We start from the raw sequence: 22,143 nt of genomic DNA, 5'->3' as shown, positions 1-22,143 counted from the left end.
TGCGATGCCCATTCAAGCCCTGATCTGCGATTGCGACGGCGTGCTGATCGACAGCGAAGCCGTGGCGGCCCGCGTGCTGGTGCGCGAGCTCGAGGCGCGCTGGCCCGGCGTGGACGCGGCGCCCGTCGTCATGCCGCTGCTCGGCCAGCGCATCGAGCGCGTGCTGGGCGGCGCGGGCGACGCGCTCGGGCGCAGCCTCACGGCCGCCGACGTCGATGCGATCCGCACCGTGGCCGAGGCCGAAGCGCGCGAGGCGCCGCTGTTTCCGGGCGTCGTGGCGGCACTGGAAGCCGTGACGCTCACCAAGGCCTGCGCGAGCAACAGCTACACGGCGGTGGTGCGCGAGGTGCTGGCGCGCAACGGACTCGATCGCTTCTTTGGCGCGCGCGTGTATTGCGCGGATATCGTCGCCCGGCCGAAGCCCGCGCCCGACGTCTATCTCGCGGCGGCGCAGGGCATGGACGTCGCGCCCGCCGCGTGCCTCGTGGTCGAGGACAGCGTGACGGGCGTGAGCGCGGCGCGCGCGGCCGGCATGACGGTGCTCGGCTTCGTGGGCGGCACGCACGTGGGCGGCGACGCGCACGCGCACGAGTTGCGCGAAGCGGGCGCAAGCCAAATCTTCGACGACATGACGACGCTGCCCGCGCGGGTGGCCCACTGGATGAACCAGGCGCAAACGCGTTCGAACTGAACCGGTTTGCACAGAAACGGAGACACATCATGGCAAGCGTGATCCTCAGAGACGTACTGAAGCGCTACGACGACAACGAAGTGCTGCGCGATGTGAACCTCGATATCGGCGATGGCGAGTTCGTCGTGTTCGTGGGCCCGAGCGGTTGCGGCAAGACCACGCTCATGCGCATGATTGCGGGGCTGGAGGACATCAGCGGCGGCGATCTGATGATCGACGGCACGCGCATGAACGACGTGCCGCCGGCCAAGCGCGGCATCGCGATGGTGTTCCAGTCGTACGCGCTGTATCCGCACATGACGCTGTACGACAACATGGCGTTCGGCCTCAAGCTCGCGGGCGCGAAGAAGCCCGAAATCGACGCGGCCGTGAAGAACGCCGCGAAGATCCTGCACATCGACCATCTGCTCGACCGCAAGCCCAAGCAGCTCTCGGGCGGCCAGCGCCAGCGCGTGGCGATCGGGCGGGCGATCACGCGCAAGCCGAAGGTGTTCCTGTTCGACGAACCGCTCTCGAACCTCGACGCCGCGCTGCGCGTGAAAATGCGCCTCGAATTTGCGCGCCTGCATGACGAACTCAGGACGACGATGATCTACGTGACGCACGATCAGGTCGAAGCGATGACGCTCGCCGACAAGATCGTCGTGCTCTCGGCGGGCAATGTCGAACAGGTCGGCACTCCGAACCGTCTGTATCACGCGCCGGCGAATCGCTTCGTGGCGGGCTTCATCGGCTCGCCGAAGATGAATTTCCTCGACGGCACGGTGCAGCAGATCGGCAGCGACGGCATCGTCGTGCGCTACGAAACGGGTGATACCCAAAAGGTGGCCGTCGACCCGGGCAACGCGCGTGAGGGCGACAAGGTGACGGTGGGCATCCGCCCCGAGCATCTGCACGTCATGACGGGCGCGGAAGGCGTGAGCGCAAAGGCGATGGCGGTCGAGTCGCTCGGCGACGCTGCTTACCTCTACGCCGAATGTCCGGTCGCGCCCGATGGCCTGATCGCGCGCATTCCGCCGCTGGAGCGGCATGAGCGCGGCGAGGCATTCAAGGTCGGCTCGACGCCCGATCATTGCCATCTCTTCAATGCGGACGGCCTGGCGTTCGAGCGTCGCTTCGCGCAGCAACTGGCTGCGTGATCTCACTGGCTTGCTGGACGCGCCGCCTCGCAGCGTGAGGCGGTGTTCTGTGTGGCGAGGTACCTGAGGTTGCCTTTGTTAGCCCGCTTCATGCGGGCGTTTTTTCGATCAGCGGTCGATCGCGGCGCGCGCACACAACTCGTCGGTGACGAGCCCGGAGAGCCAGCCGCCGTTGAGCGCCGCGATCACCGCTTCGCGCTTGCGCGCGCCGCCGGCGAAGCCGATGGTCGGGCGGCGCGGCGGCGACTCGAGGTACACGCTCGTCACGCGGCGGCCCGTGGGGGAATCGACGCGCTTGCCTGCGGCGTCGATCGGCAGGCCGAGCATTTCGGCCACGGCGCCCTGGCCCATCAGCTCGCGCACTTCGTCGGAGGTGATGAAGCCGTCCTCATGCAGCGGGCAATGCTCGCCGATGTTGCCGATGCCGACGAACGCGACATCCGCCTCGCCCGACAGCGATTCGACGATGCGATAGAGCCGGTGATTGCACCATTGCGCGCGCTCGGCCTCGTTATCCGCGATGAGCGGCGCGGGCAGCAGAAAGTGCTTGCCGCCCGTCTTCTCGGAGATATGCAGCGCGACGTCGTAGCGGTTCGACGAGCCGTCCTGGGCGATCGCGCCCACCATCGAAACCAGCCGATGCTGCGGCCGCTCCAGCTGCGCGATCTGGTCGACGGCGGCCTTGAGCGTGCGTCCGCTGCTCACGGCCACCACCATCGGCCGCTCTTCGCTCAGGTAGCGCTCCATCACCTGTGCGCCTGCCACGGCGAGCTTGCGGTCGATTTCCTCAGGTGTGTCGTTGTCCACGGGCACCACTTCGCAGACCGAAAGGCCGTAGCGCTTCGAAAGCGCGTCGGCGAGCGCGAGGCAATCGGCGAGACGATGATCGACGCGCACGCGAATGAGGTTCTTCTCGACCGCGAACGCGACGAGGCGCTGCGCGACCGGGCGCGACACCTGCAGCTTCTCGGCGATTTCGTTCTGGGTGTTGCCGGCCACGTAGTAGAGCCAGGCGGCGCGGGTCGCGAGATCGAGTTTTTCGGTGGACTTGGGCACGATGATGGTCGGTGGATTCGGAGCCGAAGTGTACGGCACGCGTTACGCGAGGCGCTCGCGCGAGGGCTCGAAGAGCGGGCGCACGTGGCGGTACAACGCGCGGTAGGCGGTGAGCCGCTCGCGCAGCGCCGCGTGGCGCGCCGCATTTGGCGTGTACTCGGCCACCACGGGCGGCTTGGTCAGCACGTCGCGCGCGTCGCCGCCCGCCGCGAGCCAGCCAAGGCGCGCCGCGCCGAGCGCCGCGCCCGTCTCGCCGCCGCCGTGCTGGCGCGTGGGCGTGTTGAATGCGTCCGCAACCAGCTGCGCCCAGTAGCCGCTGCGCGCGCCGCCGCCCAGCATCGACAGCGCGCCCACTTCGGTGCCGGCGGCCGCGAGCGCGTCGAGTCCGTCGGTGAGCGCGAGGGTCACGCCTTCGAGCACGGCGTAGCCGAGCAGCGCGCGGTCGGTCGCGTGCGTCATGCCGAAGAACACGCCCTGCGCATACGGGTCGTTGTGCGGCGTGCGTTCGCCCGAGAGATACGGCAGGAAGAGCGGGGCTTCGGCGAGGGTTGGCGCACTGAGCTGCTCGACTTCGGCGAGCAGCGTGGGTTCGTTCGTGCCCGTGAGCTTGCAGACCCAGCGCAGGCAGCTTGCCGCCGAAAGCACGACGCTCATCTGGTGCCAGCGGTCCGGAATCGCGTGGCAGAACGCATGCACGGCGGAAGCGGGATTCGGCCGGAAACGGTCGCCCACCACGCAAAGCACGCCCGAGGTGCCGAGCGAGACGAAGCCGTCGCCGGGCTGCGTGGCGCCGATACCGATGGCGCTCGTCGCGTTGTCGCCGCCGCCCGCCGCCACGACCACGTCCTCGCGCAGACCGAATTCGCGCGCGAGCGCGGGCAGGAGCGTACCGGAGGGCGCGCTGCCTTCGGCGAGCGCGGGCATTTGCGCGCGCGTCATGTTGCAGGCGTCGAGCAGCGCGTCGGACCAGTCGCGTTTGGCCACGTCGAGCCAGAGCGTACCCGCGGCATCGGACGGATCGGAGACCTTGCCGCCGGTGAGTTGCAGGCGCAGATAGTCCTTCGGCAGCAGCACACAGGCCGTCTCGCGAAAGATCTGCGGCTCGTGGCGCGCGACCCACAGCAGCTTGGGCGCAGTGAAGCCCGGCATGGCGAGATTGCCCGCGATGCGATGCAACTGCGGCGCGCGCGCGGTCAGCTCGGCGCATTCGTCCACCGCGCGCATGTCGTTCCAGAGGATGGCGGGACGCAGCACGTTGTCGTGCGCGTCGAGCAGCACGGCGCCGTGCATCTGCCCGGAAAGGCCGATGCCGCGCACCTGCGCGAAATCGTGCGGATGCGCCTCGCGCAGCGCGGCGAGCGCGCGGCGCGTGCCGTCCCACCAGTCGGCGGGATTCTGCTCGGACCAGCGGGGGTGGGGGCGCGAGACGACGAAGGGCGTGCCGGCAGTGCCGATCACGCGGCCGTCGGGCGCGAGCAGCAGGACTTTCACTTCGGAGGTGCCGAGGTCGATGCCGAGATACATAGGCGCGCTGAAGTCGTGTTGAGGAGTTGCGCTACTTTAGCCGCGCGCCGGGCGCGACGCCATGCGCTCCGACCCGGAGGGCGCGCGTGGCGCGGGTGTTGCGGATCAGGCCGTGGTGTTGCTTCAAACGCTGCAGCCGCGCGAGGCGAGCCACGCGTCGACGCGCGTGAGCGCGCCGCGCACCGCGCCGCCCAGTGTCGGGTTGCCGGCGAGGCCGCCCCACAGCAGCTTGTCGCCGAGAAACGTCGAGACGGGGTCGCCGCTATCGAACATGCGGTGCACGGCCGCTTCGTCCATCACGCCGTCCTGGTAGCGGTAGGGCAGCGTGCCCTTGTGCCAGCGTTCCAGAAAGCGCAGGAAGAGCGCGGGCAGCATGGCCGTGGCGGCAGGTGTTGCGCCCCCGGCGATGCGTTGCGCGAGCGTGGGCGCGATGAAGCCGGGGATCTTCGAGTAGCCGTCGGCGGCCACGCGCTGGTTCGTGTCCTGGATGTACGGATTGCTGAAGCGTTCGAGCACAACGTCGCGATACTTCGCGAGATCGAGCGGGCTGGGCGTGAGACAGGGAATCACGTCCTCGCTCACGTACTCGCGCGCGAAGGTGCGGATGTCGGCGTCGTGGGTGCCTTCGTGGATGAAGTCGAGCCCGACGAGTGTGCCCGCCCACGCAATGCAGCTGTGCGTGGCGTTGAGGATGCGGATCTTCGCTTCCTCGTAGGGCATCACCGATTCGACCATCTCCGCGCCGGCTCGCTCCCAGGCGGGCCGCCCCGCGCAGAAGTGATCCTCGATCACCCACTGGATGAACGCCTCGCCCATCACCGGGCAGGCGTCGTCCACGCCGGTCGCCGCTTTCACGCGCTCGCGCACGTCGGGCGTGGGGCGCGGCGTGATGCGGTCGACCATGGAGTCGGGGCACGCCGTGTTCGCGTCGAACCAGGCGCGCAGATCCGTTGCGCCGCGCAGGGCGAGGAACTCGCGCATGCCCGCATGAAAGCGCTTGCCGTTGCTGCGCAGGTTGTCGCAGGTTTGCAGCGTGACGGGGCCGCCGTCGCGCGCCATGCGCGCTTCGAGGATCGCGGCGAGCGCGCCGTAAATCGTCGTGCGGCCGCCCTTGAGATCGGTGTCGAGGTCGGGGTTCGCGGTGTCGAGGCGGTCGTGCTCGTCGAGGTAATAGCCGCCTTCGGTCACCGTGAACGCGATGATCTTGCAGTTCGCGTCGGCGCCTGCGTCGATCAGGCTCGCGAGATCGGCGGACCAAGGCAGTACGCGCGTGATCGAGCGGATCGTCTCGTAAGCGCGCTCGCCCTGCGGCGTGACCGTTTCGAGCGTGTAGGCGCCGTTCTGCGCGGCCAGCGCGTCCATCACGGCGTTCATGTCGGAGCGGATGTTGCCGACGCTGAGCGACCATGCGGCCTCGTCGGGCTTGCGCGTGAGGTTCACGCGATGCAGGTACCACGCCTGATGCGCCCGGTGAAACGACCCGGCGCCGATGTGCAGGATCACGTTCGCATTGCTGCGTTCGGTGTTCATTCGGTGTCTCCTTACTCAAAGCGGCCGATCGGCTCAAGCCTGAGCAATTGCTCTAGTGATGAACGAATGATCGTATCCGGTCGGTCGAAAGTCAAGCGGGCGAGGGCGGATTTCGGTGGCGCGCTGCGGCGGGGGAGCGCGCGCATGCGGCGCACGGACGTGCACCACCCGCGGGCTGAGCGGGGATGTTGTGGCGCACAAAGCGCCGGGAAGGAGAAAGCGGGGAAAGGGGGCGGCGGCCTCAGCCGCCGATCTGCGCTACCGCCGCGACGGCCTGATCGGTCGCATCCTGCGCGCAGCAATCCACGACGATGCGCTCCGGCATCGCGCGCAGCCAAGTGAGCTGGCGCTTGCAGAGCTGGCGGGTGGCGAACACGCCCTTGTCGCGCATCGTGTCGTAATCGACCTCGCCATCGAGGTACTCCCAAACCTGGCGATAACCCACGCAGCGCATTGAGGGCAGGTTGGGGTTCAGGTCGCCGCGCGCGCGCAGCGCCTTCACCTCGTCGATGAGGCCGCCCGCGAGCATCGCGTCGAAGCGCGCTTCGATGCGCGCGTGCAGCACGCCGCGATCGGACGGCTCGAGCGCGACGGGAACGAAGCGGTAGCGCGCGGCTTCATCCTCGCGCGTGGACGGCGTGGCGAGCAGCACCGACATCGGCTGCCCGCTCAGCATGAAGATTTCGAGCGCCCGCTGGATACGCTGCGAGTCGTTCGGGGCGAGGCGTGCAGCCGTGGCGGGATCGACCTCCGCGAGGCGGGCATGCATGGCGGGCCAGCCGTCGCGCGCGGCTTCGGCGTCGAGTTGCGCGCGCACGGCCGGATCGGCCGAGGGCAGGTCGTTCAGGCCTTGCGTGAGCGCCTTGAAGTAGAGCATCGTCCCGCCCACGAGCAGCGGCATGTTCCCGCGCGCGACGATCTCGCCCGTCACGCGCAGTGCGTCGGCGCGAAAGTCGGCGGCCGAATAGGCATCCAGAGGATCGACGATATCGATCAGATGATGCGCGGCGGCGGCACGCTCCGCGGCGCTCGGCTTCGCGGTGCCGATGTCCATCTCGCGATACACGAGCGCCGAATCGACGCTCACGATCTCCACCGTGCGCCCGCGCGCCGCCGACTGCGCGGCATACGCGAGCGCGGCCGCCGTCTTGCCCGAGGCCGTGGGGCCGAGCAGACAGGCAACCGGCAACGCGCCGCTTTCTTGTTTCGTGGACTGCGTCATTGACCGCGCATGAAGAGCCGATCGAGATCGGCGAGCGTGAGCTGGTACCAGGTCGGCCGGCCGTGGTTGCACTGGTCGGCGCGCTCGGTGGCTTCCATCTGGCGCAGGAGCGCGTTCATTTCGTCGAGCGTGAGACGCCGGTTCGCGCGCACTGCGTGATGGCAGGCGAGCGTGCCGAGCATCTCGTGCTGGCGCTCGGTGAGCACGCGCGAGCCGCCGTACGCGTGCAGATCGGCGAGCACGGCGCGCGCCAGTGCCTGGAGATCGGCGTCCTTGAGGAGCGCGGGCACTGCGCGGATCGCGATCGAGGTGGGCGAGAGCACGGCGAGATCGAAGCCCAGCGCTTCGAGCGTGGCCTTTTCTTCCTCGACGGTGCCGGTTTCGACGGGATCGGCCGTCATCGAGATCGGGATCAGCAAGGGCTGCACGGCGAGCGAGCGTTCGGCGAGAGCCTGCTTGAACTGCTCGTACAGGATGCGCTCGTGCCCGGCGTGCATGTCGACGATCACGAGGCCGCGCGCGTTCTGCGCGAGCACGTAGATGCCGTGGACCTGGCCGAGCGCGAAGCCGAGCGGGTGGTCCTCGCCGGCTTCGAAGGCGGCGTGCGGCGCGCCGGCGGTGAATGCACCGGCTGCGCCGTCTTGCGCCTGCGGCACGGTCGAACCTTGCGCCGTGCCGGCGCCGGCATCCTTGCGGCCGAACAACGCGTCATAAAGCGCGAGCGGCTGCGCGACAGGCAGGCTGCCTTGCGTCATGCGCGACTGGCGCAGCCAGGTGTTGCTGCTGTTCGCGCCTGCACCGCCGCCGCCTGGCTGGCCGAAACCCGACGCGCGCGAAGGCAGGCCACCCGCGCCGCCGCCGAAGCTGCTCGCCACGCTCGCGGTGCCGAACTTGCCGTCCGCGCCGAAGCCGCCCGCCGCGCCGGGCGCTGCACCTGCGCGCTGGGAGTCGGCGACGCCCGAAGCCAGCCCGACCGAGGCGCCCAGCACCCCGGCGCCCGGCAACGCCCGCGGCTCGATGAGCGCGGCGGCATGGCCGCCCGAGGTCGTCTCGGGCGAGGCGCCCGCGTGGCGCGCGAGCGCGCGCTGCACGGCATGGAACACGAACTGGTGAATCGAGCGCGAATCGCGGAAACGCACTTCGATCTTCGAGGGGTGCACGTTCACGTCGACGGCTTCGGGCGGCAGGTCGAGGAACAGCACGTACGACGGATAGCGCTCGCCGTGCAGCACGTCCTCATAAGCCGAGCGCACCGCGTGGGTGAGCAGCTTGTCGCGCACGAAGCGGCCGTTCACGAAGAAATACTGCTGGTCGGCGCGGTTGCGGCTCGCCGTAGGCAGGCCCGCACAACCGTACACGGCGAGCGGCCCGGCGCGCTCGTCGAGCGGCAGATGTGCCGTGGCGAACACTTCGCCGAGGATCTTCGAGACGCGCGTGGCCGGATCGCTCGCGTTCCAGTGCTCGACCGCGCGGCCGTTGTGCAGCACCGAGATCGCCACGTCCGGGCGCGCGAGCGCGCTGCGGCGGATCATCTCGAGGCAATGGCCCAGTTCGGTCTGCTCGCTCTTCAGGAACTTGCGGCGCGCGGGCGTGTTGAAGTACAGCTCGCGCACTTCGATGGTCGTGCCCTGGCCGCCCGCAGCCGGCGAGATTGCGCCGGTGTGCCCCTCGATTTTCACGGCGTGCGGCGCGTCGGCGCTGCGGCTCGTGATCGACATCTCGGCCACCGAAGCGATCGACGCCAGCGCTTCGCCCCGGAACCCGAGCGTCGCGACGCTCTCCAGTTCAGCGAGCGAGCGGATCTTGCTGGTGGCGTGGCGCATGAGCGCGAGCGGGAGTTCGGCTTCGGGAATGCCGCAGCCGTCGTCGGCGATGGAGATGCGCTTCACGCCGCCCTCGTCGAGCAGGATGCGCAGCGTGCTCGCGCCCGCATCGAGCGCGTTTTCGAGCAGTTCCTTGACGACGGAGGCGGGCCGCTCGACCACTTCACCCGCGGCGATCTGGCTGATGAGCTGATCGGGCAGCGCCTGGATCGCGCGGGCGGGCTGCGCGGCGCGCGACGCGACTTCGGCGCTGGTCGCGCTTGGAGTGCCGGCAGTATCGGCAGCGCCGGCGGAATCCGGCACGGCGCCGGTGGGTTCGGAATTCGAAGACATGCGCGCAATTATAGCGAGTCGGCGCGACCGGACCCGACGCGCTTCAGCGCCCGCGAAACCTTCATGTAGCAGCGCTTTGTGCGCAAATTCACCGAAATTGACGGGATATTTTCGTGGCGCGCGGGCACTTTCGGTATCATGGCGCGGTCAATTTGGCTTCTCGCGCAACACAGGGCGAACGCGCTTTTTCAGGCGCGCGGCCCACGCTCAATAAGGGACACTTTTGGATACGCTCCTGCAGTTCGTCAATCTTGTCTTGCACATCGACAAGTTTCTCGGTGTCTTCATCCAGCAATACGGCGGCTGGGTCTACGCGGTGCTGTTCCTGATCGTGTTCTGCGAAACCGGGCTCGTGGTGCTGCCGTTTCTACCCGGCGACTCGTTGCTCTTCATCGGCGGCGCGTTTGCCGCTACGCATGAAATGAATCTCGGCCTGCTGATCGTGCTGCTGCTCGTGGCGGCGGTTCTCGGCAATACGGTCAACTATTTGATTGGGCGCGCCATTGGGCCGAAGGTGTTCAATACGCACATTCCCGTGCTCGAACGCTTCCTCGATCGCACCGCGCTGCAGAAAACGCACGAATTCTACGAGCGCCACGGCGGCAAGACCATCGTGCTCGCGCGCTTCATTCCTGTCGTGCGTACGTTTGCACCGTTCGTGGCGGGCGTTTCGCAAATGCCAATGCGACGCTTTCAGCTCTTCACAATCACGGGCGCGCTGTTCTGGGTGTTGCTGCTCGTGCTGCTCGGCTACTTCTTCGGCAACATTCCGTTCATTCGCCAGTACCTCAACGTGATCGTGCTCGTCGGCATCGGCGCGGCGATCGTGCCGATCCTGATCGGCGGCGTGTGGAAGATGCTGCGCAAGGACTCGCGCGGCGGCGCTGTGCGCAAGCCCAACGGCGGTTGAGCGCCCGGCATCGTCAGGCCGCAACGCAATGAAAAACGGCATCGCCTGCGAAGGCGATGCCGTTTTGTTTTGGCGAGTGCGTTGAACGCCGCGCTAGGAGCCCACGCGGCGAATGATCGAAGGCGTTTCGGGCGTCGGATAGCCCGCGCCCTTGAAGGTCTCGACAATCGCGCGGTTGGTGTCGAAGTACACCTGCCAGTAGGTGTCGTTGTTGGTGTAGGGCCGCACGGCCAGTAGCGGGCCTTCGGGTGTGAACGAGAGAATCTCGACGTCGGGCGGCGGCTCCGGCGAAACGTTCGGAATTTTCGCGATGGCCGCGCGCAGGCGGTTGGCGGCATCGACGGGATCGACGCCGTTGGCGATCTTCGCGGTCAGCTCGACGCGGCGCACGGGCGTCGCGCTGTAGTTCGAGATGGTGTCCGAGAAGATCTTGTTGTTGCCGATGATGTTGACCACGTTGTCCGGCGAGATGATGGTCGTGCCGAAGATGCCGAGTTCCTTGACGGTGCCCGTCACGCCCCCGGCCGTCACGAAGTCGCCCACCTTGAACGGCCGCAGCACCTGCATGAACACGCCCGCCGCGAAATGCGCGAGCAGGCCGCCCCACGCCGTCCCGATGGCGAGGCCAAGACCGGCGAGAAGCGCCGCGAACGAGGTGGTCTGCACGCCGAACACCTGCAGGATCGCGAGGACCAGCAGCAGGTTCAACACGGCGGCGAGGATCGAACTGAGGTAATGCGCGAGCGTGGGATCGATGCGCTCGTTGCGCGCGAGCACCTTGCGCAGCAAACCGGCGACGAGGCTGATGGCCCAGCGTCCGATGACCCACAGGACGATCGCCGCCACGACCTTGGTCCCGAAGTCGATGCCCCGGGTCATGATGAATACGCGGATGGTTTCGAGATCCAAAATGCCCTCGCTTGTGTCGTTGGTTGAGCCTGGAAGACGTGCAACTGACATCGGCGGGAGCATGACGGGCGCCGTGGTTCGCGCCGTCTGTCCCTTAGCGCATTTATAGGCGAAGCGGCGAAAGCGTGCATCCAACGTGCCCGGCGGTCTCAGGGTTGACCCTGCGCACGGAGCGCGCGGTACGCGTTCGATTGATGCCGCATGCATGGCCGTTCGGCTGTATCGTTGCGCGATCGACCCCGACACCAATCGACACTAAACAGGAGGCCCGCCATGAACCTTCCCAACACCGATCTCCATCTCATCACCGTGAAGCTCGACGAGCTGCGTCCCACGCAGATCACGGTGGGCTTTCGGGAGGTGAACGCCAAGCGCGCGCACTGGCAGGTGCTCGACAAGAAAGGCCGCGCGGCGGCCATCGACTCGCACTGGTTTCCGCCGTGCTCGGGCCGAAGTCGCGCTACTACGTGGTCGATCATCACCACCTTGGCCGCGCGTGGCTCGAAGAATCGGTGGAGAGCGTGCGGGTGACCGTGCTCAAGGATCTCTCGTGGCTCGAGCCCACCATCTTCTGGCGCATGATGGAGCACAACCAGTGGGTGCATCCGTTCGATGCCGCAGGCGAGCGCTGCGAATTCGACCAGTTGCCGAAGCAGCTGCTCGGCCTTGCCGACGATCCGTATCGCAGCCTCGCGGGCGAGTTGCGCACGTCAGGAGGCTACGCGAAGGACACGACGCCGTTCAGCGAATTCCTGTGGGCCGACTATCTTCGTCGCAAGGTATCCGAAACGCGTTTGCGCAAGGATTTCGACGCGGCGCTCGCCGACGCGCTATCGCACGCACACGATGCCGACGCGCGTTATCTGCCGGGCTGGTCGGGCGTGGTGCCTGCCGCGGCGCCAGCGCCGGCGGTGATACCGGTCAAAGGGGAGAAGGCGGACAAGCCTGCCAAGGCGAAGAACGGCTAAAGCCGGCGTGCGCCTTACATCGGCAGCGTCGATTTGCTGTAGCGAGACGTCTCGATTTCCTGCGCACCTGGCGGTCCATTGTGCGCCTTGCGGGACGCCTGCCGGCGCGCATGCCAGGCGATGAGCAGCGCCATCAACGCCGCGAGCGCGTAGGCGAAGGCGCGCACAGCGTAAGTCTCGCCGGGATTGTGCGCTTGCCATGGCCCACCGGCCTCGGCGAACACGAGGAAGGTGAGCGCCGTGTCGAACGCGAGCGCAGTCGCCATCAAGCCGATGAAAATATGCGCGCCATTGAGCGTGAGATCGGGCCGCGCGCAGCCAATGAGCCAGCAACCCACGCGCACGGCGAAGAGCAGGGCGAGATTCCAGAGCAGAAAGCAGATGAAGTTGACCATGATGCGAAGTGACCGGGCGCGTGACACAAAGCTCGCGCTGGGTATTCGGGGCGTGCGGCTTTTGCGCATGCCGCACTCCCGGCGAGCGGTGGCGCGATCCTGGCATGGAGGTCCATCTCGATAAATGCGGGCGTACGGAGGCCGATGGCGCGAGGTCGGCGTCGGTTGCCGCGTGAGCCCGGCGTGACGCGGCTTGCGTGGGTTTGTTAAGGATTGTCAGGCGTGCGCGGGGTTGCGTTCGTACAACTCGCAGGCGCATCGCTCGCGCGTTGTTTCAGCGGGCGTCGGGCAACGGCGCTTGCGGCGGCGTGCCTTGCGTGAGGTAGTGGCAGAGCCACTCGCTGGCGGGGCCGCGCGCCGCGTCGGTGCGATGGATCAGCGAGATGTTGTAGCTCACCGAGCGCCGGTCCGCGAGCGCGACGCGCACGAGCCGCCCGGCTTCGAGATCGGCTTCCACGAGGTGCGTCGGCATCGACCCCCAGCCGAGGCCCGCGAGCAGCAGCCGGTGCTTGGCGCCGAGGTCGCCGAGCTTCCACGCGCGATTGCTGTATACGCCGAAGTTCTGGCCTTCGGTGAGGCGGCTGCGATCGGTGAGCACCAACTGCGTGTGCTCGCGCGCATCCGAAATGCGCACCGGGTGCTCCGCCTTGGCGAGCGGATGGCAGGGGGCGGCCACGAGCACGAGTTCCACGGTGCCGATGGACTGGGCCTCGATCACGTGCGGCCAGTTGTGGTTCGGCCCGCTGATCCCCACCGCGCAGTCGCCGTCGAGCACGAGCTTGAGCACGCCGCCGAGCGCTTCCATGGTGAGATTCAGCGCGACGGTGGGAAACGTGAACGCGAACGCCTGCAGCGCTTCGACCAGGCGCTGCGAGGGAAACATCACGTCCACGGCCAGCGAAACTTCGCCCTCGAGCCCCCTCTGCAGGCCGGCCGCCTTGGCGTTAAGCTGACCCATGAGCAGATCGAGGCGGCGCGCGTCGGCGAGGATCGCGCGGCCCGCGGCCGTGAGTTCCGGCTTGCGCTTGCCGCGCTCGAACAGCGCGACGCCCAGCAGCGCCTCGAGATTGGCGATCGTATAGCTGACCACCGACTGCGCGCGGTCGAGCTGGCGCGCCGCCGCCGAGAAGCTGCCGGTTTCGGCGACGGCGATCAGCGCGCGCAGCTGCTCGAGGCTAGGGGAGCGGTCCGAGGTGCGGTCCACGAGGTACGGTCCTTTTCGATCTATCGAAAAAGTGGATGATAACCATCCATTTTAGACGATTGTTTGAATAGGTTTGGCCGGGTAAAGTGCACACCTCGAATAATGGAGTCGTATGCCGATGAACCCTAACGTCAAGCCCGCCGGCCGCTATAACGGCGTCGCCATGCTGCTGCACTGGCTGATCGCCGCGCTGATCGTCTGGGGCTTTGCGCTCGGCTGGGTCATGACCGACATTCCCGGCATCACGCCCACCAAACTGCGCTACTTTTCGTGGCACAAGTGGATTGGCGTGACCGTGCTCGCGCTCGTGCTCGTGCGCATTCTCTGGCGCCTCACGCACACCGCGCCCGCGCTGCCCGGCTCCATGCATGGCTGGGAACGGCTCGCCGCGCACCTGGGCCACACCGCGCTTTACGTGCTCATGGTCGCGATTCCGGTGACGGGCTACCTCTATAGCTCGGCGGCCGGCATCCAGGTCGTGTACCTCGGCATCTGGCCGATGCCCGTGCTGATCGGCCCCGACACCGCGCTCAAGGGCGTGCTGCGCGTCGTGCATATCTCGCTGAACTACACCTTGCTCACCGTGGTCGTGCTGCACGTGCTGGCCGTCATCAAGCACCAGTTGATCGACCGACAGAACATCCTCGCGCGCATGCTGCCGTTCGGCACGCCGCGCGACTGACTTCGCGGCGCGCAAGCGCCGTCTCCATTTCCCGATGCCTCCCACCTTGGACCGACTGCCCATGATCCAGCGTCTTGCCCATACCGCTTCCGTCGTCGCGCTCGGCGCGGCGCTCGCCGCCGGCGCGGCTTTTACCACGACCTTCGCCACGAACGCCAACGCCGCGGCCGAAGCCGCGAAGAACTCCGTGAGCGCCGTGTTCAAGCAGATGAACGTGCCGGTCGAAGGCCGCTTCAACCACTTCACCGCCGACGTGCGCTTCGATCCGGCGAACGTCGCGGCATCGAGCGCGAAGCTCGACGTCGAGGTGGCGAGCTTCGACCTCGGCGCGCCGGAATACAACAAGGAAGTCGCCGGCGACGAGTGGTTCGACGCCTCGCATTTCCCGCACGCGACCTTCGTCTCCACGCAGATCAAGTCCGGCGCGAACGGCGCGTTCACGGTGGCCGGCAAGCTGACCATCAAGGGCAAGACGACCGACGTCGTCGTGCCGGTGCAGTACCGCAAGGACGGCGCCAACCAGGTGTTCGACGGCACGCTGCCCATCAAGCGCCTCGCGTACGGCATCGGCTCGGGCGAGTGGAAGGACACCTCGATCGTCGCCGACGACGTGCAGATCAAGTTTCACATCGTGTCCGCCGCGCACTGACGCGCGTACGGCATCGCTTTCTCACCCAGTTTCTCCCGCACCAGGAAACGATTCATGAAGACCACGATTTTCGCCGCGGCCGTTGCCGCCTCGCTCGCAGCCTTCGTCGCCACGCCGGCGCTCGCGGCCGCCACGACCTACAACCTCGACCCGATGCACACGTATCCGAGCTTCGAAGCCGATCACTTCGGCGGCGTCTCGGTATGGCGCGGCAAGTTCACGAAGAGCGCGGGCACGGTCACGCTCGACCGCGAGGCGAAGACGGGCACGGTGGACGTGACGATCGACGCATCGTCGATCGATACCGGCAACGCGAAGCTCGACAAGCACGTGAGCTCGGCCGAATTCCTCGACACCGCGAAGTACCCGACGGCCACCTACAAGGGCACGTCGATCCGCTTCGACGGCGACAAGCCCGTGGAAGTGATCGGCACGTTCACGCTGCATGGCGTGACCAAGCCGCTGAACCTGAAGATCGACTCGTTCAAGTGCTTCCAGAACCCGATGCTCAAGCGTGAAGTGTGCGGCGCGGACGCGTCGGCGCAATTCGACCGCGCGGACTACGGCGTGAACTGGGGCCAGTCGTATGGTTTCAAGACGGCTACGACGCTGCAGATCCAGGTGGAAGGCGTCAAGGCAGACTGAGTTTGCGCGCGGCATGGGCCGCGCGTCGCTCGATGCGAAGCCCGTGCGCTGTCTGGCGCGCGGGCTTTTTTGTTGCCGGCAGCGATAAGGACGACGAAATGTCGTCAGTGGATAGGCGACGTTGCGTGCGTGCCGCGCGGCGACAGCGCGACATCGACAACGTGCGAATGCCAGATACCGCACGTGGCCTTCACGGGAACCCAGGCGTACTTGCCGCGGACCTTGGCGAAGGCGTGCAGGTGGATGAGCGTGTCGATGGACGGGACAGGCGTAAGCGCCTCGCTTGCGGCGGGCATGGGCGTGGCGTTGACGGGCGCGGGTTGCTCGATCGTCGCCGAGAGCGCGCGCCGATCGGGCACGAGCAGCGAATCGTAGCGCTGCGCCTTGTGCACCCACTGGTCGAGCGCGGCAACGCAATTGACGACGGCGTCCGGCACGCGAATGCGGCGCAGGTATGCGTAGTCTTCGGGTTGCGGTTGGATTTGCGCCTGAACGCGCAGACTGAGCCAGAAAAGCGCGAGCAGGGCGCAGGCAAGGGTCGTGAACTTCATGATGACGTGGCCTGTGCAGCGGGGATGGGACGGCGGGGGAGGAGGGAGTATACATGCTGGACGCATGCTCGCGCGCCGAGCCTCTCAAGTCGCTTGAGCTTGCGCCGTACGCTGCAAAGCAAAAAGCCCAGTCCGAAGACTGGGCTTTTTGTTTGATGCTTTGGTAGGCCGTACGGGATTCGAACCTGTGACCAACGGATTAAAAGCCAAACCAAGCGGCTTTCAGGTTACAGGCAATCACTTGATTTAACAAGGAAAACCGTAACTGCGGGCGATTGCAAGTATCTCTCGGTAACTGGGGTATTCCGGCAAAATTCCGGCAGCCATGTCTCGTCTGATGATGATGTGTGCCTTAGTCAACGCCGGCAAAAAATCTTCCACCGGCATGTCCGCAGGCACGCCGAAAAGCTCCCTTGACCAAGGGTATGGAACAAGTCCCTTATCCCACAAGATGCCCCAATGCCAAAGGTAGTGATTCATCGTTTCCGGGTGCCCCTTGAGGCGACGGAAGGTCGGCCAATCGTGTTCGTATGCGATCTGGAGATCCGACCAAGCGAGGTAGTCGAAGTCTATGGGATCGCTCGGCGCACCCATGATCTCGTCTTGCCTCAGAGCTGCCGCCTTGTTGTTCTGGATGACGAGTCGGTGCGGGCATCGCTTCAGTAACTTCGCAACCCTGTTTTCGAGTTGTTGGATAGATGCGGCTTGTGGCACTCTTGTCTTCCTGGTGCGTGGATATAGGGAATACTGATAGGGCTGCCCATACTCAAGGCCAAGAGCCTCATCCAGTTCCGAGTAGGCCTGACCTTACCCCGCCGAGTACACCATTCGTAAGTTAGCGGGCTCGCCGTTTTTCGGTTGATGCAGTTGCCGGAATTGGTCCGGCGCCAGTTGCCCCAGGGCACTATGCGGGCGCACGGAGTTGTAGTCCGTTCGCCACGCTTCGATTCGCTTGCGTGCATCGTCAAGACTGACGAACGCATGCTGTTCAAACATTCTTCGCGCAGCCGGCTGTTGAAGCTCTCGATGTGCGCGTTTTCCACCGGCTTGCCTGGACGGATGAACTGCAGCTTGACGCCAAGTTCGTGTGCCCATGCATCGAGCGCCTTGCTGACAAACTCCGGCCCGTTGTCGACCTGAATCAGATTGGGCCGCCGGCCCCGCTGACGTAGCTGCTCCAGAACGCGCGCGACCCGAACTCCCGTCAGCGAGAAGTCAACCTCGATGTGCGGGCACTCTCGATTCCACGCGTCGATGATGGTCAACATGGGAATGCGTCGGCCACGCACCAGCGTGTCAGCAACAAAGTCCATCGCCCAGCTTTCGTCTGCGCCGTTGGGCATCGGCATTACCACGCGCAGATGACTCGGGCGCTTCTTTCGCCGTTTCAGGCGAAGCGACAGGCCTTCTGCGCGGTACAGCCGCTCAGTGCGCTTGTGGTTCTGGACCAGGCCCTCCCGGCGCAGCAGGACATGCAGGCGAGGCGAGCCAAACCGCGGTCGCTCCTGGGCCAGCTCGCGCAGCCATTGCCGCACTTCGTAGTCGGCGTCGGGTGGCGCCGGCCGCCGGAACGCCCGGCGATTCAGGCCAACGAGCGCGCACGCCCGGCGCTCCGAATAGTCGTGCTGTTCAATCACCTGCTGCACGACTTCCCGGCGCTGCGCGGGCGAACTCACTTTTTTCCGAGAACGTCCTTCAGAACCCGGATGTCCAGCGCCTGGTCCGCTACCAGCCGCTTGAGTCGCTGGTTTTCCTCCTCCAGCTGCCGCAATCGTCGCGCGTCCGACACATCCATGCCGCCGTAGCGGCTACGCCAGTTATAGAACGTCGCATCCGATATGCCATGCTTGCGGCACAGGTCTGCGACCTTCATGCCGGCATCGGCTTCCTTCAGCACCCCGATAATCTGCTCTTCACTGAACCGCGACTTCTTCATGACAAGGTTTCTCCTGCGGCCTTGCCACTAACTTTACAGTGGGATACTTCTGAGGGGGAAGGTCAGGCCAGCCCGGAAAAAGTGCGGGCCTCGTCAATGAGAACCGCGGCAAAACGATTCAATGCAGTACGCAGCACGCGTCCTCGGTTCGGTCCGATATTTGCCATTCGTGGCGTCAAAAACTGGCCCTATACGAGTCTAGGGCCGAGAAATATAGTTGGCGCATGTTACTACACGTGATCGAGGGTGGTTACGAATGACAAGAGCACAGGATGATTTTCGCGCCGCCTTTTCCCGCATGGCGGCCGAGGCCGTAATAAACCGTTTTAAACTCGCATCGCTACTCGCGACGACTCCAGGCGCTGTCACTCAGATGGCGTATCGGGGAGTGTAGTGGTCTAATGACCCCGGACACTGATTTAGGCGAGAATGCTCGCCATGAAGAGGTGTCTGATAACCAAACAACGTCGTACGTTTTCCCCGGAGTTCAAACAGCAAGCCGCGTGTCTGGTGCTCGACCAGGGTTATAGCCATATGGAGGCGAGTCGCTCAGTCGGCGTCGGCGAGACGGTACTGCGTCGCTGGGTGCACCAGCTTCAAATGGAGCGTCAGGGCGTCACGCCGCAGAGCAAGGCAATCACGCCGGATCAGCAGCGCATTCAGGAACTCGAGGCGCGTATCGAACGCCTCGAGCGTGAGAAGGCCATTTTAAAAAAGGCTACCGCGCTCTTGATGTCGGAAGGCATCGAACGTACGAAGTAATTGATCAGATTGGTGCAAGCGAATCGGTCGAACTGATCTGCGCGGTATTCGACGTATCGCGATCCTGCCTGTATGCGTACCGGGAGCGCGCCCAGCGCGTTGACGCCGAGCGCATGGCACTGCGTAGCCGGGTACACGAGCTGTTCGTCGAGAGCCGAAGCTCTGCCGGCAGCCGCAGCATCATGGGCATGATGCGCGAGGAAGGTACGGTGATTGGTCGCTTCAAGGTCAGCCGCTTGATGGAGGAACTCGGACTGATCTGCAAGCAGCCGGGTCGCCATGCCTACAAGCAGGCCACGGTCGAGCGGATCGATATCCCGAACCATCTCAATCGTGAATTCGAGGCTGGTACGCCGAATCAGGTCTGGTGTGGCGATATCACGTACGTCTGGGCTCAAGGCCGTTGGCATTATCTGGCGGTGGTGCTCGACCTGTTCACGCGTCGGGTTGTAGGCTGGGCATTCTCGATGCGCCCGGATGCCGATCTGGTCGTGCAGGCGCTGGAGATGGCCTACGAGCAGCGGGGCCGACCGCAAGGTTTGCTGTTCCACTCGGATCAGGGCGCTCAGTATGCGAGCCGGAAATTCCGTCAACGCCTGTGGCGCTATCGGATACAGCAGAGCATGAGCCGTCGTGGAAATTGTTGGGACAATTCTCCGATGGAGAGGCTGTTCCGTAGTTTCAAGACGGAATGGCTGCCCTCGATGGGTTACATGTCGACGCAGGAAGCACACCGCGATATCAGCCACTACTTGATGCACCGGTACAACTGGATACGGCCGCATCAGTTCAACGACGGACTCGCACCAGCGGTTGCGGAAGAAAGACTTAGCGCAGTGTCTGGGGTGAGTTGACCACTACAGTTTCCCGCTACCTGTTCGCGCCCAGATTGCATGAAACTTATCCCATGCAACCTGGCGGATAGCTAAGCCCCGGCCCACTCTTTCCGCACGGCATACCAATAGCTAGGCTACTGACCGCTAGAGCGCACGGATTTTCTGTACAAGAGAGTCGGCGCTCAAGGATGGCGCGGCCAAAATCTGTTCGACGCGCGCGGCTTGCTTTCGAACAGGGTGGACAATTTCATTCGTAATGCTAATAAATCCTTCGGCCTCCAGCGTTTTAACTACCCTCTCTACATAATCAGAAACTTGGCGCTGGGTGATCCCACGGAAAAGCGACGCCATCTTTCGCCCACCGCCCGCTTGTTTGTACAGTTTGCGAAGTACCGTCATCAATGCTTTCATCTGTGCTGGCAGGTTCGATTGCAAGACGGCGTTATTGGTCGCCATATCGTCGAAATTTTCGACCTTGCAGTCCACGAATATCTCCCTGGGCAACCCTCTTTCATCTGCGATGCCGACTGCACGAACAATAAGGCAATTGTGGAAGGTTATTCCACCGGTCATACCCTCTGCACTGACGACCAGTTCCGAAATCAAGCAATCACGAACGGTCACCCCTTGTACAAGTACATCCTCTAGATTGACCTTTCCAAGCGTTGCCGACGAAATTTCCAGACCCCTAAAATCAATGTTGTGCAGCCCCTCCTGAATCGCCAAGCTAAGTACGATTGACGTAAGATCGGCCAAGGCTTGTGTATCTTGGATGTTGCCCGACGACTGACGGTGAAGTGACTGTGCGACTGAAATTAGCGTAGATGTCTGATAACCCTCGCGTTTTAGTAAATGCGTGGTCATGTTAATAGCTTTTGCTGATAACTCCGCTATCGGCAACGAATTGTTATTTTTAAAATTCTCGGCGATCAACCTAAAAAAGGCGCTCCCCTGCAGTGCCGCGAGCATATCTTCGTCCACGAACGATCTGGAACCCGGATCTTGCTCGCGCTGGGTCAATCCAGGCAATCGCTGCAATTGAGCTAGTACCCCTTCACCAGCAGATTGCCCCGTCTCAGCAAAAAAAGCGTCGGAGAGATCCGCGCCAGTAATTGGTCCTGTTCCGGACGATCGACCACGTACCGAAAATGCAAGCCGCTCCATTACGGCACGCAGTGTTTGCGCCTCCATAGTCGCAGATTCTAGGGCTGCCTCGCGTTCGGTAATTTTCGTCAAAAACGAATCCCACGCATGACCAAATCCTGCAGATCCATCGATGTTTGTAATTTCACCAATAAGATCTTTTTGTATCAAATATCCGAGAAGAAGGGGTTTTCTTGGTAGCCAATCAGGAAGCTCTTTGGAAACCCCATTTTTATCTAGGAACTCGCGGACACCTTCTTCCGTAAATTCGCCGAGTCGGAATGCCTTGCACACTTTAGCCCCGACGGAAAGTGCAGAGGTAATCTCGCCTTCATCGTCAAAATAATGGTCACGGCCGCAAATCAGTACGCCAATTCCAGCGGGAATCTTTGACAGAAAGTCCCGCACTCCGGTTAACGCCTCACGACGAGCCTCACGCATAAATGTCTTGTCATCCTTTCGGATGATCGATTGTGCGGCAACTTCATCAAAGCCATCGAGGAGTAAGGTCGCCATCCCGGAGCGCCACGCAATTGTAAGATCTTCGCGGGGCGAGTAACCAATAGACCGGGCGTGTCTCTCGAGCATTTCGTCAGCATAGGGCTGAGCCCAGTGCTCTCGTAAATTAAGCGCAAGCGGGACCGACATATGAGAATCTTTTCGAAACTCATTAGCTAGCCGGAGAAAGATTTGGCGGGTCGTTATACTTTTCCCTGCCCCAAAGGGTGCTAGCAGAAAAGCTATGCCGCCGGACTTAATGCACCCAATCACTTCATCGAGATTTGACTGTTGGCTCAGTGAGAACGAAAGTCGACTGCCGGAAGGCTTGTCCGCAATAAGCGTAATCGGCAATTCTACGTATTTAGTATCGTCGATTGATATGGAGTCTGTATACGGATCACGAGCGGAACCGAATACGGCTTTGCTACGGAAATTCAGATATCTGGGCGGCGACAATTATGTTGGCCGGTCGTTGACGATTGTTTTGGCCGGTGGTGAGGAGTCGCAGGCGGCGTAGCCGCCGGAGACGACGAGCCACCGGCAGCGCTGCGTCGGCGGGGCTTTAGGATGGGCTGATCGAAGCTTAAAGAAGAAGCGGTCAGCTCATGTCTGGAACCCGCATCACCGACCAACAGGTTCGTCTCTACATGAACAAGCGCAAACACCATCCGCAGGAAGTCGCGGCCGCCAAGACTGGCATCAGCGTGCGTACGGCACGCCGCATCGAGCGCGAT

At 64.2% G+C, this 22,143-nt stretch carries 18 protein-coding genes and 2 pseudogenes; 8 read left to right on the top strand and 12 right to left on the bottom strand.

All coding sequences use genetic code 11. The features are described from left to right. The first annotated feature begins 4 nt into the window (after positions 1-4). Both A3CW_RS0124535 and A3CW_RS0124530 read left to right on the top strand, forming a co-directional pair. On the top strand, positions 5-691 hold the full coding sequence (locus A3CW_RS0124535) for an HAD family hydrolase (protein ID WP_245623731.1): 687 nt from the start codon (positions 5-7) through the stop codon (positions 689-691). A 29-nt stretch (positions 692-720) separates the two neighbouring features. Further along, positions 721-1,830 (top strand): ABC transporter ATP-binding protein, encoded by a 1,110-nt coding sequence (locus tag A3CW_RS0124530; RefSeq protein ID WP_028205920.1) that lies wholly within the window; start codon positions 721-723, stop codon positions 1,828-1,830. Positions 1,831-1,938: 108 nt separating this feature from the next. Here A3CW_RS0124530 and A3CW_RS0124525 read toward each other — a convergent pair whose 3' ends face one another. The 5 genes from A3CW_RS0124525 to mutL all read right to left on the bottom strand — a co-directional run bounded on the left by A3CW_RS0124525 (position 1,939) and on the right by mutL (position 9,318). Continuing rightward, positions 1,939-2,886, bottom strand: a complete 948-nt coding sequence (locus A3CW_RS0124525) for a sugar-binding transcriptional regulator (RefSeq protein WP_028205919.1) — start codon at positions 2,884-2,886, stop codon at positions 1,939-1,941. A 42-nt stretch (positions 2,887-2,928) separates the two neighbouring features. Then, on the bottom strand, positions 2,929-4,410 hold the full coding sequence (xylB, locus tag A3CW_RS0124520; RefSeq protein WP_028205918.1) for a xylulokinase: 1,482 nt from the start codon (positions 4,408-4,410) through the stop codon (positions 2,929-2,931). 123 nt (positions 4,411-4,533) lie between these two features. Further along, a complete protein-coding gene (gene dalD / locus A3CW_RS0124515; RefSeq protein WP_028205917.1) occupies positions 4,534-5,940 on the bottom strand; it encodes a D-arabinitol 4-dehydrogenase in 1,407 nt (468 codons plus the stop codon). A 241-nt stretch (positions 5,941-6,181) separates the two neighbouring features. After that, positions 6,182-7,162: a tRNA (adenosine(37)-N6)-dimethylallyltransferase MiaA gene (miaA, locus tag A3CW_RS0124510; RefSeq protein ID WP_028205916.1), complete on the bottom strand. Its 981-nt coding sequence runs from the start codon at positions 7,160-7,162 to the stop codon at positions 6,182-6,184. After that, positions 7,159-9,318 (bottom strand): DNA mismatch repair endonuclease MutL, encoded by a 2,160-nt coding sequence (mutL, locus tag A3CW_RS0124505; protein ID WP_051481691.1) that lies wholly within the window; start codon positions 9,316-9,318, stop codon positions 7,159-7,161. The genes miaA and mutL overlap by 4 nt, the downstream gene beginning before the upstream one ends. Positions 9,319-9,541: 223 nt before the next feature. Between mutL and A3CW_RS0124500 the strand changes: the two genes are divergently transcribed. Continuing rightward, the gene (locus A3CW_RS0124500; RefSeq protein WP_028205914.1) at positions 9,542-10,228 is read left to right on the top strand and encodes a DedA family protein; all 687 of its coding nucleotides are present in this window, start codon (positions 9,542-9,544) and stop codon (positions 10,226-10,228) included. A gap of 93 nt (positions 10,229-10,321) precedes the next feature. On the opposite strand, the gene A3CW_RS0124495 is transcribed toward A3CW_RS0124500, so the two are convergent. Further along, entirely contained in the window at positions 10,322-11,137 is an 816-nt protein-coding gene (locus tag A3CW_RS0124495; protein WP_028205913.1) for a mechanosensitive ion channel family protein, read from the bottom strand. A 201-nt stretch (positions 11,138-11,338) separates the two neighbouring features. Between A3CW_RS0124495 and A3CW_RS50605 the strand changes: the two are divergent. Continuing rightward, positions 11,339-12,105: pseudogene (locus tag A3CW_RS50605) on the top strand (ParB-like protein). A 14-nt stretch (positions 12,106-12,119) separates the two neighbouring features. Here the strand turns inward: A3CW_RS50605 and A3CW_RS47480 are convergent. Beyond that, positions 12,120-12,500 carry a hypothetical protein gene (locus A3CW_RS47480; RefSeq protein WP_051481690.1) on the bottom strand — a complete coding sequence of 127 codons (381 nt, stop codon included), beginning with the start codon at positions 12,498-12,500 and terminating at the stop codon, positions 12,120-12,122. A gap of 274 nt (positions 12,501-12,774) precedes the next feature. Then, entirely contained in the window at positions 12,775-13,704 is a 930-nt protein-coding gene (locus A3CW_RS0124480; RefSeq protein WP_028205912.1) for a LysR family transcriptional regulator, read from the bottom strand. Between the two features lie 118 nt (positions 13,705-13,822). On the opposite strand from A3CW_RS0124480, the gene A3CW_RS0124475 reads away from it, so the two are divergent. From A3CW_RS0124475 to A3CW_RS0124465, 3 genes are all read left to right on the top strand, one after another. Next, positions 13,823-14,386 (top strand): cytochrome b, encoded by a 564-nt coding sequence (locus A3CW_RS0124475; protein WP_035513876.1) that lies wholly within the window; start codon positions 13,823-13,825, stop codon positions 14,384-14,386. A 61-nt stretch (positions 14,387-14,447) separates the two neighbouring features. Further along, on the top strand, positions 14,448-15,035 hold the full coding sequence (locus tag A3CW_RS0124470; protein ID WP_051481689.1) for a YceI family protein: 588 nt from the start codon (positions 14,448-14,450) through the stop codon (positions 15,033-15,035). Positions 15,036-15,089: 54 nt separating this feature from the next. Then, positions 15,090-15,680, top strand: coding sequence for a YceI family protein (locus A3CW_RS0124465; protein WP_028205909.1), 591 nt, complete (start codon positions 15,090-15,092; stop codon positions 15,678-15,680). A gap of 104 nt (positions 15,681-15,784) precedes the next feature. Here the strand turns inward: A3CW_RS0124465 and A3CW_RS0124460 are convergent, their stop codons facing one another. The 3 genes and pseudogenes from A3CW_RS0124460 to A3CW_RS47475 all read right to left on the bottom strand — a co-directional run bounded on the left by A3CW_RS0124460 (position 15,785) and on the right by A3CW_RS47475 (position 18,167). Beyond that, positions 15,785-16,231: a BspC domain-containing protein gene (locus A3CW_RS0124460; protein ID WP_028205908.1), complete on the bottom strand. Its 447-nt coding sequence runs from the start codon at positions 16,229-16,231 to the stop codon at positions 15,785-15,787. Between the two features lie 246 nt (positions 16,232-16,477). Beyond that, the gene (locus A3CW_RS0124455) at positions 16,478-16,945 is read right to left on the bottom strand and encodes a hypothetical protein (RefSeq protein WP_028205907.1); all 468 of its coding nucleotides are present in this window, start codon (positions 16,943-16,945) and stop codon (positions 16,478-16,480) included. A gap of 93 nt (positions 16,946-17,038) precedes the next feature. Continuing rightward, positions 17,039-18,167: pseudogene (locus A3CW_RS47475) on the bottom strand (IS3 family transposase). Positions 18,168-18,620: 453 nt separating this feature from the next. Between A3CW_RS47475 and A3CW_RS0124435 the strand changes: the two are divergent. Next, positions 18,621-19,783, top strand: a protein-coding gene (locus A3CW_RS0124435; RefSeq protein WP_154678027.1) for an IS3 family transposase whose coding sequence is annotated in 2 segments (ribosomal slippage) — positions 18,621-18,876 and positions 18,876-19,783 — 1,164 coding nt in all. Because the reading frame shifts where the segments join, the coding sequence is not laid out codon by codon here. A gap of 126 nt (positions 19,784-19,909) precedes the next feature. On the opposite strand, the gene A3CW_RS52490 is transcribed toward A3CW_RS0124435, so the two are convergent. Continuing rightward, positions 19,910-21,424 (bottom strand): hypothetical protein, encoded by a 1,515-nt coding sequence (locus A3CW_RS52490; protein ID WP_154678024.1) that lies wholly within the window; start codon positions 21,422-21,424, stop codon positions 19,910-19,912. Between the last annotated feature and the right edge of the window lie 719 nt (positions 21,425-22,143).

The sequence above is a fragment of the Paraburkholderia nodosa DSM 21604 genome, from assembly GCF_000519185.1.
Taxonomy (GTDB): Bacteria; Pseudomonadota; Gammaproteobacteria; order Burkholderiales; family Burkholderiaceae; genus Paraburkholderia; species Paraburkholderia nodosa.
This window is presented reverse-complemented; position numbering and strand designations above follow the sequence as displayed.

Coding starts and splice junctions, on each gene's coding strand:
- A3CW_RS0124535 (WP_245623731.1), top strand. CDS start 5: ATGCCCATTCAAGCCCTGATCTGCGATTGCGACGGCGTGCTGATCGAC.
- A3CW_RS0124530 (WP_028205920.1), top strand. CDS start 721: ATGGCAAGCGTGATCCTCAGAGACGTACTGAAGCGCTACGACGACAAC.
- xylB (WP_028205918.1), bottom strand. CDS start 4,410: ATGTATCTCGGCATCGACCTCGGCACCTCCGAAGTGAAAGTCCTGCTG.
- dalD (WP_028205917.1), bottom strand. CDS start 5,940: ATGAACACCGAACGCAGCAATGCGAACGTGATCCTGCACATCGGCGCC.
- miaA (WP_028205916.1), bottom strand. CDS start 7,162: ATGACGCAGTCCACGAAACAAGAAAGCGGCGCGTTGCCGGTTGCCTGT.
- mutL (WP_051481691.1), bottom strand. CDS start 9,318: ATGTCTTCGAATTCCGAACCCACCGGCGCCGTGCCGGATTCCGCCGGC.
- A3CW_RS47480 (WP_051481690.1), bottom strand. CDS start 12,500: ATGGTCAACTTCATCTGCTTTCTGCTCTGGAATCTCGCCCTGCTCTTC.
- A3CW_RS0124475 (WP_035513876.1), top strand. CDS start 13,823: ATGAACCCTAACGTCAAGCCCGCCGGCCGCTATAACGGCGTCGCCATG.
- A3CW_RS0124470 (WP_051481689.1), top strand. CDS start 14,448: ATGATCCAGCGTCTTGCCCATACCGCTTCCGTCGTCGCGCTCGGCGCG.
- A3CW_RS0124465 (WP_028205909.1), top strand. CDS start 15,090: ATGAAGACCACGATTTTCGCCGCGGCCGTTGCCGCCTCGCTCGCAGCC.
- A3CW_RS0124460 (WP_028205908.1), bottom strand. CDS start 16,231: ATGAAGTTCACGACCCTTGCCTGCGCCCTGCTCGCGCTTTTCTGGCTC.
- A3CW_RS52490 (WP_154678024.1), bottom strand. CDS start 21,424: ATGGCGACCTTACTCCTCGATGGCTTTGATGAAGTTGCCGCACAATCG.